Below are 14,099 nucleotides of genomic sequence, written 5' to 3' on the forward strand. Positions count from 1 at the left end.
CGGGCCGCGCGGGGCATGCTGGGAGCATGAGCACCCCTCTCCCGCAGCACGTCGACGTCGTGGTGGTCGGAGCCGGTCTCTCCGGCATCGGGGCGGGCTACCGGCTGCAGACCGAGTGCCCCGAGCGCAGCTACCTGATCCTCGAGGCGCGCGAGTCGATGGGCGGCACCTGGGACCTCTTCCGCTACCCCGGGGTGCGCTCGGACTCCGACATGTTCACCCTCGGCTACCAGTTCAAGCCGTGGCGCGGCGACAGGACGCTGGCCGACGGCGCCTCGATCCTCAGCTACATCGAGGAGACCGCCGCGGAGTTCGGCATCGACGAGCACGTGCGCTACTCGACCAAGGTCGTCGGGGCCGACTTCGACACGGCCGCGGCCCGCTGGACCCTCACGCTCGAGCGGTCCGGTGAGACCACGACGATGACCTGCGACTTCCTCTACTCGTGCGCGGGCTACTACGACTACGACCAGCCCTACGCGCCGCACTTCGAGGGTGTCGAGGACTTCGAAGGGCGGCTCGTGCACCCGCAGTTCTGGCCCGAGGACCTCGACTACAGCAGCCAGCGGGTCGTGGTCATCGGCAGCGGCGCCACCGCCGTCACCCTCGTGCCGTCGATGACGGCCGGCGACGACCGCGCCGCCCACGTCACCATGCTGCAGCGCAGCCCGACGTGGATCGCTGCCGTCCCCAGCCGGGACAAGCAGGCCGACTGGCTGCGCGCCCACCTGCCCGCCGGCCTCGCCCACACCCTCGCGCGGGCCAAGAGCATCGCCTTCGGCACGGCGTTCTACCAGTACTGCCAGCGCCGGCCGCAGCAGGCGCGGGCACTGCTGACCAAGATGACCACCAAGATCCTCGGCGACGAGCAGATGGTCGCCGACCACTTCACCCCGTCGTACGACCCGTGGGACCAGCGCCTGTGCGCCGTGCCCAGCGCCGACCTGTTCAAGGCCATCAAGGCGTGCGACGCCGAGGTCGTCACCGACACCATCGACCGCTTCGTGCCCGAGGGCATCCGGCTCAGCTCGGGGCGTGTGCTCGAGGCCGACCTGGTCGTCACCGCAACCGGCCTGCAGCTCAAGGCGTTCGGTGGCATCGCGCCGAGCGTCGACGGCACCGAGGTCGAGCTGTCGGAGCAGTTCGTCTGGCAGGGGGCGATGATCAGCGGGGTGCCGAACTTCGCGCTCTGCATCGGCTACACCAACGCCTCCTGGACGCTGCGCGCCGACCTCACCCACCGCCTCGTCTGCAAGGTGTTGAACTGGATGGATCGTCGCGACGCCGCCGCGGTCGTCCCGCGCCCCGACGAGGGGCTCGAGGAGCGGCCGCTGCTCGACCTCGCCGCGGGCTACGTCCAGCGCTCGATCGCGAGCTTCCCGCGCCAGGGTGACCGCGCGCCGTGGCGGGTGCGGCAGAACTACGTGCTCGACTCGCTCACCACCCTGCGCACCGATCTCGCCAGGACGCTCGAGGTCACCCCGCGTTCCGCCGTACGCCGCGACGCGGGCGAGCGGGTGGCCTCGTGAGCGCCGCCATCCCCGAGACCATGCGCGCCCAGCGCCTCGACACCCGGACGCTGACCTTCGAGGTCACCGACGTGCCGGTCCCGACGCCGGGGCCGGGCGAGGTGCTGATCCGGGTCGCGTTCTGCGGGATCTGCCACTCCGACCTGTCCCTGCTCGACGGCACCTTCCCGGCGATGGGCCCGGCGGTCATCACCCAGGGCCACGAGGCGTCGGGCACGATCGCCGCGCTCGGCGAGGGCGTCGTGGGCTGGGAGGTCGGCGACCGCGTCGTGCCCGCCGCGGGGCGTCCGTGCGGGCGCTGCCCGCACTGCCTGCGCGCCGACTACGGCCACTGCACCGCGCTGCAGCTGATGGCGTTCGCCTACGACGGCGCCTGGGCGGAGTACACCCTCGCCCAGGCGCTGGGCCTCACCCGGATCCCGGACAACGTCTCGATGGAGCAGGCCGCGATCCTCGCCGACGCCGTCTCCACGCCGTACGGCGCGGTGGTGCACACCGCCGAGCTGAAGGTTGGTGAGTCCGTCGGCGTGTGGGGCGCCGGAGGCGTCGGCACCCACGTCGTGCAGCTCGCCCGGCTCGTGGGCGCCACCCCGATCGTCGCGGTCGACCTCGACGAGACCGTGCGCCAGCGGGCGCTCGACCTGGGTGCCGACCTCGCGCTCGACTCCCGCGACCCCGAGCTGCCCGCGAAGATCCGCGAGATCACCGGTGGCCTCGGCCTCGACGCGGCGTTCGACGCCGTCGGGCTGGCGGTGACCTTCGAGCAGGCGCTCGCCTCGCTCGGCAACGGCGGGCGGCTGGTCGGCGTCGGGATGAGCGCCGAGGAGCTGCGGCTCGGCCCGAGCATGATGTTCAACCTCAGCCGCGCGCAGGTGCGCGGCCACCTCGGCTACGAGGTCGCCGACATCGGCGTCCTGGCCCGGCTGGTCTCCACCGGCCGGCTCGACCTCTCGCGCTCGATCAGCGGCGTCGTCCCGCTCGAGGACGTCGGCGAGGGGATCCGGCGGCTCCAGGAGCGCGACGGGAGTCCGGTGCGGATCCTGGTGCAGCCGTGAGGGTGGAGTGGTTTCGAGACGGTCGCTAGCGCGACCTCCTCAACCACCGGGGTGAACGGTCGCTGGCGCGACCTCCTCAACCACCGGGGTGAACGGTCGCTGGCGCGACCTCCTCAACCACCGGGGTGAACGGTCGCTGGCGCGACCTCCTCAACCACCGGCTGCGGCGGTGGTTGAGGAGGGCCGCTAGGCCCGTCTCGAAACCACCTCGGTGAGCGAGCTCAGCGCGCTCGGCGCGCCAAGCGCTCGACGTCCATGATCACGACCGAGCGGGGCTCGAGGCGCAGCCAGCCGCGCGAGGCGAAGTCGGCGAGGGCCTTGTTGACCGTCTCGCGGGAGGCGCCGACCAGCTGGGCGAGCTCCTCCTGGGTGAGGTCGTGGTGCACGTGGACGCCGTCGTCGGCGGTGCGGCCGAAGCGGTCGGCGAGGTCGAGCAGCGCCTTGGCGACCCGACCGGGGACGTCGGAGAAGACCAGGTCGGCGACGACGTCGTTGGCCTTGCGGAGGCGACCGGCGAGCTGGGCGAGCAGGCCGCGGGCGACGACCGGGCGGCCCTCGAGCCAGCGCAGCAGGTCCTCGTGGGAGAGCGAGGCGAAGCTGGTGTCGGTCACCGCGGTGACGGTCGCCGAGCGCGGACCGGGGTCGAAGAGCGAGAGCTCGCCGAACATCGAGCCGGGGCCGAGGATGGCGAGGAGGTTCTCCCGGCCGTCGGAGGAGGTGCGGCCGAGCTTCACCTTGCCGTCGAGGACGACGTAGAGCTTGTCGCCGGAGTCGCCCTCGTGGAAGAGCACGTCGCCGCGGCGCAGCCGGGTCTCGCCCATCGAGGATCGCAGGGCGGTGGCCGCCTCGTCGTCGAGCGCGCTGAAGAGGGGCGCCTGCCGGAGCACGTCGTTGTCCACAAGATCCTCCGCTCCCCGGACACGCGGAGGCCCGGGATCGCTCAGAATCCTAGCCAGTGGTGAGTCTCACAGTCACACAGGTCCCGTCCCGGGCGCGCCCCGGGCCGCGCACCGGCGCTGGGGGTGGGCGCACCTATCCTGGTGCGGTGCCCGCCGAGGAGACCCGCACCGCGCTCGTGCGGCGCGCGCGCAAGATCGACCGGGTCCTCGCCGAGACCTACCCCGACGCGCGGTGCGAGCTCGACTTCGACGACCCGTTCCAGCTGCTCGTCGTGACGGTGCTGAGCGCCCAGACGACCGACAAGCGGGTCAACGCCGTGCGCCCGACCCTCTTCGCGGCCTACCCCGATCCGGCGAGCATGGCCGCCGCCGAGCGCGAGGACCTCGAGCGCATCGTGGGCCCGCTCGGCTTCTTCCGGGCCAAGACCGAGTCGCTGCTCAAGCTCAGCGCCGCGCTGGTCGAGGACCACGGCGGACAGGTGCCGGCCAAGCTCGAGCAGCTGGTCAAGCTGCCCGGGGTGGGGCGCAAGACCGCCAACGTCGTGCTCGGCAACGCCTTCGGCGTCCCGGGCATCACCGTCGACACCCACTTCGGGCGACTCTCGCGCCGCTTCGGGTTCACCGAGCAGACCGACCCGGTCAAGGCCGAGCACGAGGTCGGAGCGCTGTTCCCGAAGAAGGACTGGGTGATGCTCAGCCACCACCTGATCTGGCACGGGCGCCGCTGCTGCCACGCCCAGAAGCCCGCCTGCGGCGCCTGCCCGGTCGCTCGCTGGTGCCCGTCGTACGGCGAGGGCCCGACCGACCCCGAGGCGGCCGCCAAGCTCCTGCGCACCGAGGGCCGCGCGTGAGGCGCGCGCTCGCCGCGGGGGCCGCTCTGCTGCTGACGCTGGCCCTGTCGGCCTGCGACGACGACGACCGCGAGGAGGCCCGCTCGGCCGGTGGCGAGGTCGTGGCCCAGTCCAGCGTCGCCGTCGACACCCCCGAGCTGCAGGACCTGCGGAGCCAGACGGGCATGGGCGACTGCGAGCCCGGCCCCGGCGGCGGCGCGCTGCCCGAGCTGACCCTTCCGTGCCTCGGCGGCGGCACCGCCGTCGACCTCGCCTCGCTCAAGGGTCCGATGGTGCTCAACTTCTGGGCCTCGTGGTGCACCGAGTGCTCGGTCGAGATGCCAGCGCTCGAGGGCTTCTACCAGGAGCACGGCGAGCAGGTCCCGGTGCTGGGGGTCGACTGGCAGGACACCTACCCCGCCTCGGCCCTCGCGCAGGTGACGAAGCGAGGAGTGACCTACCCCTCGGTGGCCGACCCGGGTGGCGAGACGTCGCAGTTCGCCGAGTTCGCCAAGATGCCCGGCATGCCGATGACCTTCTTCCTCGACGAGGACGGGAAGATCGCCTACGTGCAGGCGGGCGGACTCGACTCGGCGGAGCAGATCGCCGACCTGGTGCGCGAGCACCTGGGCGTCGCCCTGTGACGACCGGACCGGCGCTGCCGGACTGGCTGCGCCCGGTCGAGGAGGCCGCCCGCACGATCACCGTGCACGAGCTGACCCGGTTCATGCCGCCGGAGGACGCCGACCCGCGCGTCGGCGCGGTGCTGATGCTCTTCGGCGAGGGGCCCGCCGGGCCTGACCTGCTGCTCACCGAGCGCAGCCACACGATGCGCTCACACCCCGGCCAGGTGTCGTTCCCGGGCGGCTCGCTCGACCCGGGTGAGACCGTGCGCGAGGCCGCCCTGCGCGAGGCGTGGGAGGAGGTCGGGCTCGACGCCTCCGGCGTCGACGTCTTCGCCGAGCTGCCTCCGCTCTGGCTGCCGCCGAGCAACTTCGCCGTGACCCCGGTCCTCGCCTGGTGGCGCGAGCCGGGTGCGGTCTCGGTCGTCTCCCCCGAGGAGGTGCACGCGGTCTACCGCGTGCCGCTGAGCGAGCTGCAGGACCCGACGCACCGGATCACCGTGCGGGGCCCGAGCGGCTGGGTGAGCCCGGGCTTCCTCATCGGCGAGCAGCACGACGTCATCCTCTGGGGCTTCACCGCCGGCATCATCTCGCGGCTCTTCGAGCACCTCGGCTGGCTGGAGGACCTCCCCGACGCCCCCGAGGTCGACCTGCCCGACTACATGCTGGCCTGGGACCGGCGTCTGCCCGACGTCGTCCCCAACACCGAGTTCGAGCAGAGGCGGCGCCGGTGAACCTCCTGGACTGGCTGCTGCTCGTCCTCGTCCTCGCCTACGCCCTCTCGGGCTACTGGCAGGGCTTCGTGACCGGCGCCTTCGCGACCGCCGGCCTGCTGCTCGGCGGCCTTCTCGGCGTCTGGCTCGCCCCGATCGCGCTCGGCGACGCCAACCCCTCGCTGCTGGTCTCGCTCGGCGCGCTGTTCATCGTCATCCTCGCGGCCTCGCTCGGCCAGGGCCTCATGCAGTACGCCGGCGCGCGGATCCGCGACCGCATCACCTGGCAGCCGGTGCGTGCCGTCGACGCGATCGGCGGCGCGGCGCTCAGCGCGGCGGCGGTGCTCGTCGTGTCGTGGGCCCTCGGGGTCGCGGTCTCCGGCTCGCGCATCGAGGGGGTCACCCCGCTCGTGCGCTCGTCGTTCATCCTCGGCAAGGTCGACCAGGTGCTGCCCGCGCGCGCCGACGGGCTGCTCGACCAGTTCAACGACGTGGTGGGGGCGAGCTTCTTCCCGCGCTACCTCGAGCCGTTCTCGCCCGAGCGGATCGTCGAGGTGCGCGCGGGTGACCGGCGGATGCTCGAGGACCCCGACGTCGTCCGGGCCGGGGCCGCCGTGCTCAAGATCCGCGGTCAGAACGCCTGCGGCCGGGGCATCGAGGGCAGCGGTTTCGTCTACGCCCCCGACCGGCTGATGACCAACGCTCACGTGGTCGCCGGCGTCGACGACCCGACCGTCGAGATCGGCGACGCGACCCTCGACGCCCGCGTCGTCTACTACAACCCGCAGCTCGACGTCGCCGTGCTCGACGTCGACACGAGCTCGGTGCGGGCGCTGAAGTTCACCCCCGACGGCGAGCCCGGCCAGGCGCGCGACGCGGTCGCGATCCTCGGCTACCCGCAGGACGGTCCCTTCGACGTCGAGACCGGCCGCATCCGGGCCCAGCAGACGCTGCGCTCGCCCGACATCTACGGCCGCGGCGCGGTGATCCGCGACGTCTACTCCGTGCGCGGCTCGGTGCGCCCCGGCAACTCCGGCGGCCCCGTCGTCGACTCCTCGGGTCGGGTCGTCGGCGTCGTCTTCGCCGCCTCCGTCACCGACGACGACACCGGCTACGCGCTGACCGCCGACCAGGTCTCCGACGCCGCGGCGAGCGGGCTCGCCTCCGACGCCACCGCGGACACGCAGGGGTGCGCGGGCTAGTTTCGACCGTATGCGGGAGACCACGACGACGCTGCCCACCGACGACGGCCTCGAGCTGCAGGTCTGGCGCTGGTGGCCCGAGGGCGAGCCGCGTGGCGTCGTCCAGGTGCAGCACGGTCTGGCCGAGCACGCCGCGCGCTATCGGCGCCTCGCCAAGGCGCTCACCGCGGCCGGGTACGCCGTCTACGCCCCCGACGGTCGCGGCTCGGGCCGCAGCGCCGAGGTCGCCGGTGACGGTTACGGCGCCTGGGGCCCGGCGGGCTGGCCGGGCTGGGTCGCCGACCTGGTCAGCCTCAACCAACGCATCCGTGCCGAGCACCCGGGGCTGCCGCTGCTGCACCTCGGCCACAGCATGGGCTCCTTCGCCACCCAACAGTTCCTGCTGGAGCACTCCGCCGACGTCGACGCCGTCGTGCTGTCGGGCACCACCGAGGTCGGTGGGCTCGTGCCCGTCCTGGCCTCGGAGGAGCCCGCGGACCTGAGCGGGTTCAACGCCGGCTTCGAGCCGCGCACCGGCTACGAGTGGCTGAGCCGCGACGAGGCCGAGGTCGACGCCTACGTCGCCGACCCGGCGTGCGGCTGGACCGCGCCGCCGCTGCCCGGCATCGAGACCCTCCTGGCCGCGGCCGACCCGGAGCGGCTGACCGCCGTCCGCGACGACCTGCCGGTGCTGCTGGTCTCGGGCGACGCGGACCCGCTGGCCGGCGGCGGCACCGCCATCGAGCTGGTGGCGCAGCGCTACCGCGACGCGGGGCTCGCCGACGTCACGGTGCGGCTCTACCCCGGTGGGCGCCACGAGGTCTTCAACGAGACCAACCGCGACGAGGTGACCGCGGACGTGCTGGCGTTCTTCGACCGGGTCGTCGCCGGCCGCTGAGGCGGGGCGGGCTCAGCGCTTGGAGCTCTGACCCTTCAACGCCTGCGGGATGGCCTTGCCCTGCTCGATGGCCTTCTCGGGCGGGCCGACCTGCTTGAGCTTCTTGATGCCGATGAGCCCGAAGATCGCCACCAGCAGGAACCAGAAGCCGGTCACGATCAGGAACGCCCAGTGCAGGTCGAGACCCGAGCCGTTCCAGTTGATGAAGAACGCAATCGTGATCGACAGCATGATCACGCCGAGGATCGCGAGGAACGCTGCGGCCGCGAGGAGACCGGCGCCGAGGCCGCCGGCCTTGACGCTGACCTTGAGCTCGGACTTGGCGAGCGCGATCTCCTTGGAGACCAGGGTCGAGACGTCGCGCGAGGCGTCGGCGACCAGCTTGCCGATCGTCGGCTCGTCCCGCGACGGCGGGCGGTTCACGGAGCGGTCGATCGACATGGCTCGACCCTACAAGGACGCGCTGGGGTTCGGGACGAGGCTGCCGCGGTCGACGGCGCCGAGGTCGGGCGCGCCGCTGAGCGCCATCGTCAGGTCGAGCTCGGCGAGGACGTTGGCGACGACCTCCTCGACCCCGCGCTGACCGGCGAGGGCGAGGCCGTACATGTGCGGCCGACCCAGGAGCACGGCGTCCGCCCCGAGGGCCAGCGCGGTGAAGACGTCGGCTCCGGTGCGGATGCCGCTGTCGAGCAGCACGGTCGGATCGGGGCCGAGCTCCTCGCGCACGGCGACGAGCGCGTCGAGGGAGGCGATGGCGCCGTCGACCTGGCGTCCGCCGTGGTTGGAGACGACGATCGCGTCCGCCCCCACGTCGTACGCGCGGCGGGCGTCGTCGGGGTGCAGGACCCCCTTCAGCACGACCGGGAGCCGGGTGCGCGAGCGCAGCGTCTCGAGGTGCTCCCAGCTCAGCCCGGGGTTGGAGTAGATGTCGAGGAAGGTCTCGACCGCCGCCCGTGGCTCGGGGGAGCGGAGGTTGTCGAGGAACCGGCCCGGGAACTCCCGGGTGATCGACAGCAGCGAGCGGACGGCGCCCAGCGTGACCTGGACGTCGGGGCGGGCGGCGGCGCCGGAGGCCACGGCGGCCACCCGCTCGCGGACGAGGCCGAGGAACCGTGGGTCAGAGGTGTACTGCGCGATGCCGAGTCCCTGCGCGAACGGCAGCGAGCCGAGGTTGAGGTCCTGCGGTCGCCAGCCGAGCGTGGTGGTGTCGAGCGTGACGACCAGTGCGCTCGCCCCGGCGTCCTCGGCGCGGCCGATCAGGCTGTCGACCAGGGCCTCGTCGGTGCTCCAGTAGAGCTGGAACCACCACGGCGTCGACCCCATCGCGGCCGCGGTCTGCTCGAGCGGGTTGCACCCCTGGTTGGAGAATACGTACGGCGTGCCGGTGGCTGCGGCGGCCCGCGCGATCTGCACGTCGCTGTCGCGACCCATCAGGGCACCGGCGCCGACGGGCGCGAGCAGCACGGGCGAGTCGTAGCGACGACCGAGCAGCTCGACCGCGAGGTCGCGGGTCGCGTGTCCGTGGGCCATCCGCGGCACGATCGCCCACCGGTCGAACGCCGCCCGGTTGTTGCGCATCGTCCGGCCCTCGCCGGCCCCGCCGGCGACGTAGGCCCACGCCGTCGGGCTCGACGCCCGCCGCGCCCGGCGTTCGAGCTCGGCGAAGTCGGTGGGCACGGTAGGGCGACGCCCGAGCACCCCGGCGCGGTAGACGGCGTCCTGGCGGGCGCGGCCGACGCCGCGGGCGGGACCCGTGCTGGCTGCGGTGGGCTGGGCGGTCACCACGTCAGACTAGGCACGTGGACTTCGGCGACTTCCTGCGCGTGACCCTCGTGGTGATGGGTGTGCTGGTCGTGCTGGTGCTCGCCGGGATCGGGTTCGCGATGTGGCGCTACCGCATCCCGCCGCGCGGGCTGGTGGCGATGTTCGCGGCGCTGGGCTACCTCGTCTTCCCGGTCGACGTCGTCCCGGAGGCGCTGCTCGGCCCGCTCGGCCTCGCCGACGATGCCGGGGTGCTGGCCCTCGTCGCGGTCTGGGTGTGGCGGCTGACCAGGGCCCGCAACCGGCTCGTCGAGGGCGGGATCATCGGGCCGGACGGCCGGCTCGGTCATCGCCGGCGACCTCGTGACACTGACCAGGTGTGACGACCGACCACGACCGACTCGTCGGGCTCTTCGACGACTGCGCCCCGCGGCTCTACGCCTACGCCCGTCGTCATGCCGCTCCCTCGGACGCCGAGGACCTCGTCGCCTCGGCATTCGAGGTCGCCGTACGCCGACCCGAGGCCGTGCCTGCCGAGGCGCACCTCGCCTTCGCGTGGCTGGTCGGGACCGTGCGGAGGCTGGCCGCCAACCAGCACCGGCGTCGCGCCACCCGGGAGCGCTGGTGGCGCGACGCCGTCCGCGAGACCTGGCACGCCGCGTCCCCCGAGGAGGCCGTGGCCGAGCGGGAGGAGTCGATCGCCGCGCTGTCCGCCTTGTCGGAGGCCGACCGCGAGGTCGTGCTGCTCGTCGCCTGGGACGGACTGACCACCGAGCAGGCCGCCGACGTGCTCGGCGTCAGCCGCAACACCTTCTCGGCCCGGCTCTCGCGCGCCCGCCGGCGCCTGCGCGACGACCCACCGCCGATCGCCACCCTCACCGTCTGCCCCGAAGGGACCGCCCGATGAACGACGCACCCGACCTGCTGGACCGCCTCGCCGACCACCGGCCCACCGACGCCGCGCTCGACCGGCTCTGGAGCCCGGAGCGCCGTGCCGCCCTGCGCGAGCGGCTGACCGAGCCGCGGCCCGTCGTACGACGCCGCCCGCGGCGCGTGCTCCTCGCCGCGGCCGCCGCGCTGGTCGTCGCCGTGCCGGTCGTCCACGAGGTCGTGGCGCCGGACGCCGCGCAGGCCCGCGCCGACCTCACGGCCCTCGCCGCCACCGCGGCCGCCGACGACGGGCCGGTGCTCGCGCCGGGGCAGTACCTCCACGTCCGCACGCACTCCGAGCAGCACAACCGCTGGCCGCGCGAGGGCGGCGAGACCTACATCAACGATCGGGACGCCTGGATCGGGTGGGACGGGAGCTACACAGCCGTTGAGACCCGGCCGACGCGCGACGAGATCGCCGAGTGGTTCCGGAACGAGGACACCGGCAAGCCGAGCATCCACGACCCCACGCCGGCGTTCGCGGCCACGCTGCCGACGGATGCGGAGGCGTTCCGCGCCTATCTCGAACCTCGGGTCAGCGGCTCGAACTCCCACGAGGAGGCCCTCTACAGCGCGGTCACCAGTCTGATCCGGTCGCAGTACCTCCCGCCCGACACCCTCGCCGCCGCCCTCGGTGCGCTGGCCGACGTCGACGGGGTGCGCACCGAGGACGTGACCGTCGAGGGACGCGAGGCGGTGCGGATCAGCTACGACCGCTTCGTCGTGTCGTGGGTCAGCGAGGACTCAGTGACCGTCGACCGGGCCACCGCCCAGCCGCTGCGCGATGAGAACCGCTCGTTGCAGGGCAGCTACCGCTCCGACGTGCTCGAGCGCGAGGTCGTCGACGCCCTGCCCGCCGAGGTGACCGCGGTGTTCGCGGCGCACCCCGACGGCGTCCTGCTCTGCCCGGACGGCAGCGAGGCTGTGGGGGGCGGCGACGTCCCGCACTGCTGACCACGTCCTGGGGAGGACCCACCATGGCCCGTTCGGGTCATCACGGTGGACGCACGGCGGGCCTGGCGTCGGACGATGCAGAAGCGCACCCTCGCCGTCGCCGCCGTCGCCGCCGTGGTCCTCGCCCTCGCCTCCGGGGGAGGAGGTGCCGTCGCCGCCGGCAAGATCACCGGCAGGGACATCAAGAACAGCTCCGTCACGGGTAAGGACCTCAAGGACGGCAGTGTCACCGGTGCGGACGTGGCTGACGCCGGTCTCAGCGGCGCAGATCTGCTGGACGGCTCGGTCACCGAGGCCGACGTGGCGCCCGGCGGCCTCAGTGGTGCGTCGGTGAAGGACGGGAGCATCAGCGCCTCCGACCTGGCCCCCGGCGCGGCGGGGCTGCGCGGACTCCAACGGGTGAGCCTCGAGCGGGCCGTCACGGCTTCGGCTGACTTCTACGGGTCGACGTTCGCCACCGTGCCCTGCCCCACCGGCAAGGTCGTCGTGTCCGGCGGGTACGTCATCCCGTCGTCGTCCTTCGACGTCTCGGTCTTCCGCAACGCGCCCACGGCCGACCTGACCGGCTGGGAGGTGGCGGTGCGCGCCGGCAGCGGCAGTCCCTTCATCGCCACGTTCTACGCGCTCTGCGCGACGGCCTGAGAGCCAGGCCGCCGCGCGGAGCGGCGTACGAGAAGGACTCAGTCCTCGGCCTTGCCGCCCTTGAGCCCGTCCTGGATCAGGTTCATCACCGAGGAGTCGGCCAGCGTGGTGACGTCGCCGACCTCGCGGTTCTCGGCGACGTCGCGCAGCAGGCGGCGCATGATCTTGCCCGAGCGGGTCTTGGGGAGCTCGGGGACGATCATGATCTGGCGCGGGGTGGCGATCGGGCCGATCTCCTTGCGCACGTGCGTGCGGAGCTCCTGCACGATGTCGTCCCCGCCGTCGCCGGCCTCGTCGCGCAGGATGACGAACGCGCAGACCGCCTGGCCGGTGTCCTCGTCCTTGGCGCCGACGACCGCGGCCTCGGCCACCTTGGGGTGCGAGACGAGCGCCGACTCGATCTCGGTGGTCGAGAGCCGGTGGCCGGACACGTTCATGACGTCGTCGACGCGGCCCAGCACCCACAGGTCGCCGTCGTCGTCCTTCTTGGCCCCGTCGCCGGCGAAGTACCACCCCTGCTGGGCGTACTTCGACCAGTAGGTGTCCTTGAACCGCTCGTCATCGCCCCAGATCGTGCGCAGCATCGAGGGCCAGGGAGCGGTGAGCACGAGGTAGCCGCCGGAGCCGTTGGGAACCGACTCGCCCTCCTCGGTCACCACGTCGGCGGAGACGCCCGGGATCGGGATCATCGCCGAGCCCGGCTTGCCGGCGGTGACGCCCGGCAGCGGGCTGATCATGATCGCGCCGGTCTCGGTCTGCCACCACGTGTCGACCACGGGGGCGCGGTCGCCGCCGATGACCGAGCGGTACCACACGTAGGCCTCCGGGTTGATCGGCTCACCGACCGAGCCGAGCACCCGCAGCGAGGACATGTCGTAGCGGTCGGGGATCTCGCGGCCCTGCTTCATGAAGGACCGGATCGCGGTGGGGGCGGTGTAGAAGATCGTGACGCCGTACTCCTCGATGATCTTCCACCAGCGGCCCTTCTCCGGGCTGTCGGGTGTGCCCTCGTAGAGCACCTGGGTGGCGCCGTTGGCGAGCGGGCCGTAGACGAGGTAGGAGTGGCCGGTCACCCAGCCGACGTCGGCGGTGCACCAGTAGACGTCGGTCTCGGGCTTGAGGTCGAAGACCGCCCAGTGGGTGTAGGCCGCGCCGGTGAGGTAGCCGCCGGTGGTGTGCAGGATGCCCTTCGGCTTGCCGGTGGTGCCGGAGGTGTACATGACGTAGAGCGGGTGCTCGGAGTCGAAGAACTCGACCTGGTGCTCGGTCGAGGCGCCTCCGACCGCGTCGTGCCACCACACGTCGACGGCGTCGTCCCACTCGACCTCCTGGCCGGTGCGTCGGACGACCAGCACCTTCTCGACCTCGAAGCCGTCGCGCTCGGAGGCCTTGGCGCGCGCCTCGTCGACGGCCGGCTTGAGCGCCGAGGGGTTGCCGCGGCGGTAGCCGCCGTCGGACGTGATGACGACCTTGGCCCCGCAGTCGACGATGCGCGTCGCGAGCGCGTCGGAGGAGAACCCGCCGAAGACCACGGTGTGCGGCGCGCCGATGCGGGCGCAGGCCAGCATCGCCACGACGGTCTCGAGCAGCATCGGCATGTAGATGGCGACGCGGTCGCCCTTCTGCACCCCGAGCTCGACCAGGGCGTTGGCGGCCTGGCTGACCTCGTCGCGCAGCTCGGCGTAGGTCACCGACCGGGTGTCGCCCTCGGGCTCGCCGACCCAGTGGATCGCGGTGCGGTCGCCGCGGCCCTCGTCGACGTGGCGGTCGAGGCAGTTGTAGGCGGCGTTGATGGTGCCGCCGACGAACCACTTCGCGAAGGGCGGGTCGTCCCAGTCGAGGACGCGCTCCCACTTCTGGTCCCAGTGCAGCCGCTCGGCCTGCTCGGCCCAGAACGCCTCGCGGTCGCGCTCGGCGCGCTCGTAGGCCTCGGCCTTGAGGTTGGCCCCGGCCGCCAGCGCCTCCGGCGGATCGAACCGGCGCTCCTCCTTGGACAGGTTGGACAGGGTCTCGTCGGTGCTGCTCACGCGGCCACTCCTCGTCTCCTATGACGCCACTCACACCCAAACTAGTGCGCGCCACCA

Annotated in this window: 15 protein-coding genes; 11 read left to right on the forward strand and 4 right to left on the reverse strand. The window is 72.8% G+C overall.

What is annotated here, in order from left to right:
* Positions 1-26: 26 nt before the first annotated feature.
* Both GRQ65_RS06380 and GRQ65_RS06385 read left to right on the forward strand, forming a co-directional pair.
* Positions 27-1,529, forward strand: a complete 1,503-nt coding sequence (locus GRQ65_RS06380; RefSeq protein ID WP_160876318.1) for a flavin-containing monooxygenase — start codon at positions 27-29, stop codon at positions 1,527-1,529.
* Positions 1,530-1,537: 8 nt separating this feature from the next.
* Positions 1,538-2,584, forward strand: a complete 1,047-nt coding sequence (locus GRQ65_RS06385; protein WP_439331848.1) for a zinc-binding dehydrogenase — start codon at positions 1,538-1,540, stop codon at positions 2,582-2,584.
* A gap of 221 nt (positions 2,585-2,805) precedes the next feature.
* Here the strand turns inward: GRQ65_RS06385 and GRQ65_RS06390 are convergent, their stop codons facing one another.
* Positions 2,806-3,483, reverse strand: a complete 678-nt coding sequence (locus tag GRQ65_RS06390) for a cyclic nucleotide-binding domain-containing protein (RefSeq protein WP_160876320.1) — start codon at positions 3,481-3,483, stop codon at positions 2,806-2,808.
* 146 nt (positions 3,484-3,629) lie between these two features.
* On the opposite strand from GRQ65_RS06390, the gene nth reads away from it, so the two are divergent.
* Genes nth through GRQ65_RS06415 form a run of 5 tightly spaced genes read left to right on the forward strand, consistent with a single transcriptional unit; the run spans position 3,630 to position 7,728 of the window.
* Entirely contained in the window at positions 3,630-4,334 is a 705-nt protein-coding gene (nth, locus tag GRQ65_RS06395; RefSeq protein WP_337191532.1) for an endonuclease III, read from the forward strand.
* The gene (locus GRQ65_RS06400; RefSeq protein WP_160876324.1) at positions 4,331-4,957 is read left to right on the forward strand and encodes a redoxin domain-containing protein; all 627 of its coding nucleotides are present in this window, start codon (positions 4,331-4,333) and stop codon (positions 4,955-4,957) included. The genes nth and GRQ65_RS06400 overlap by 4 nt, the downstream gene beginning before the upstream one ends.
* On the forward strand, positions 4,954-5,670 hold the full coding sequence (locus tag GRQ65_RS06405) for an NUDIX hydrolase (RefSeq protein WP_337191533.1): 717 nt from the start codon (positions 4,954-4,956) through the stop codon (positions 5,668-5,670). Before GRQ65_RS06400 ends, GRQ65_RS06405 begins: the two co-directional genes overlap by 4 nt.
* Complete coding sequence (locus GRQ65_RS06410; protein WP_160876326.1) at positions 5,667-6,851, forward strand: MarP family serine protease; 1,185 nt, start codon at positions 5,667-5,669, stop codon at positions 6,849-6,851. The genes GRQ65_RS06405 and GRQ65_RS06410 overlap by 4 nt, the downstream gene beginning before the upstream one ends.
* Before the next feature lie 10 nt (positions 6,852-6,861).
* Positions 6,862-7,728 carry an alpha/beta fold hydrolase gene (locus GRQ65_RS06415; protein ID WP_160876328.1) on the forward strand — a complete coding sequence of 289 codons (867 nt, stop codon included), beginning with the start codon at positions 6,862-6,864 and terminating at the stop codon, positions 7,726-7,728.
* 12 nt (positions 7,729-7,740) lie between these two features.
* Here GRQ65_RS06415 and GRQ65_RS06420 read toward each other — a convergent pair whose 3' ends face one another.
* Both GRQ65_RS06420 and GRQ65_RS06425 read right to left on the reverse strand, forming a co-directional pair.
* Positions 7,741-8,169 (reverse strand): phage holin family protein, encoded by a 429-nt coding sequence (locus tag GRQ65_RS06420; protein WP_160876330.1) that lies wholly within the window; start codon positions 8,167-8,169, stop codon positions 7,741-7,743.
* A gap of 9 nt (positions 8,170-8,178) precedes the next feature.
* Positions 8,179-9,510, reverse strand: a complete 1,332-nt coding sequence (locus GRQ65_RS06425) for an alpha-hydroxy-acid oxidizing protein (protein WP_160876332.1) — start codon at positions 9,508-9,510, stop codon at positions 8,179-8,181.
* Between the two features lie 17 nt (positions 9,511-9,527).
* On the opposite strand from GRQ65_RS06425, the gene GRQ65_RS23865 reads away from it, so the two are divergent.
* The 4 genes from GRQ65_RS23865 (at position 9,528) to GRQ65_RS06445 (ending at position 12,015) form a co-directional block, all read left to right on the forward strand.
* Positions 9,528-9,872 (forward strand): DUF1232 domain-containing protein, encoded by a 345-nt coding sequence (locus GRQ65_RS23865; RefSeq protein ID WP_202387674.1) that lies wholly within the window; start codon positions 9,528-9,530, stop codon positions 9,870-9,872.
* A complete protein-coding gene (locus GRQ65_RS06435) occupies positions 9,869-10,396 on the forward strand; it encodes a sigma-70 family RNA polymerase sigma factor (RefSeq protein WP_160876334.1) in 528 nt (175 codons plus the stop codon). The genes GRQ65_RS23865 and GRQ65_RS06435 overlap by 4 nt, the downstream gene beginning before the upstream one ends.
* Complete coding sequence (locus GRQ65_RS06440) at positions 10,393-11,373, forward strand: CU044_5270 family protein (protein WP_160876336.1); 981 nt, start codon at positions 10,393-10,395, stop codon at positions 11,371-11,373. The genes GRQ65_RS06435 and GRQ65_RS06440 overlap by 4 nt, the downstream gene beginning before the upstream one ends.
* Positions 11,374-11,448: 75 nt before the next feature.
* Positions 11,449-12,015, forward strand: coding sequence for a hypothetical protein (locus GRQ65_RS06445; RefSeq protein ID WP_160876338.1), 567 nt, complete (start codon positions 11,449-11,451; stop codon positions 12,013-12,015).
* 38 nt (positions 12,016-12,053) lie between these two features.
* Here GRQ65_RS06445 and acs read toward each other — a convergent pair whose 3' ends face one another.
* A complete protein-coding gene (gene acs, locus GRQ65_RS06450; RefSeq protein WP_160876340.1) occupies positions 12,054-14,042 on the reverse strand; it encodes an acetate--CoA ligase in 1,989 nt (662 codons plus the stop codon).
* Positions 14,043-14,099 lie beyond the last annotated feature (57 nt).

This window comes from Nocardioides flavescens, from assembly GCF_009823805.1.
GTDB lineage: Bacteria > Actinomycetota > Actinomycetes > Propionibacteriales > Nocardioidaceae > Nocardioides > Nocardioides flavescens.

What these genes read in the sequence shown, in the direction of transcription:
- GRQ65_RS06380 (WP_160876318.1), top strand. Translation starts at nt 27, where the DNA reads ATGAGCACCCCTCTCCCGCAGCACGTCGACGTCGTGGTGGTCGGAGCC.
- GRQ65_RS06415 (WP_160876328.1), top strand. Translation starts at nt 6,862, where the DNA reads ATGCGGGAGACCACGACGACGCTGCCCACCGACGACGGCCTCGAGCTG.
- GRQ65_RS06420 (WP_160876330.1), bottom strand. Translation starts at nt 8,169, where the DNA reads ATGTCGATCGACCGCTCCGTGAACCGCCCGCCGTCGCGGGACGAGCCG.
- GRQ65_RS06440 (WP_160876336.1), top strand. Translation starts at nt 10,393, where the DNA reads ATGAACGACGCACCCGACCTGCTGGACCGCCTCGCCGACCACCGGCCC.
- GRQ65_RS06445 (WP_160876338.1), top strand. Translation starts at nt 11,449, where the DNA reads ATGCAGAAGCGCACCCTCGCCGTCGCCGCCGTCGCCGCCGTGGTCCTC.